Consider the following 297-nt stretch of genomic DNA (forward strand, 5'->3'; position numbering starts at 1 on the left):
GACAAAGTAAACGTAAACGGCGGTGCTGTTTCTCTTGGACATCCTCTTGGAGCTTCTGGAGCGCGTATCATTGTAACTTTGCTAAACGTTTTAGAACAAAACAATGCAAAAACTGGAGCTGCTGCAATTTGCAACGGTGGCGGCGGAGCATCAGCAATTGTTATCGAAAGAGCTTAAAACAATATCAATAAAAATCAGGAGTTATCAATAAATGACTCCTGATTTTCAACTTATAAATTTCCATACATGTTCGGAATCTGCAATCTTGCCATAGTACCCGTTCGAGCTGAAGCTAGT

The 297-nt window shown here is 40.4% G+C and carries 1 pseudogene; it reads left to right on the forward strand.

Features of this window, described 5'->3' with window-relative positions:
* Positions 1-177 (forward strand): annotated as a pseudogene (locus ACWA1B_RS22465) (acetyl-CoA C-acetyltransferase); the annotation flags it as partial.
* Positions 178-297 lie beyond the last annotated feature (120 nt).

This window comes from Flavobacterium xizangense (assembly GCF_054075145.1).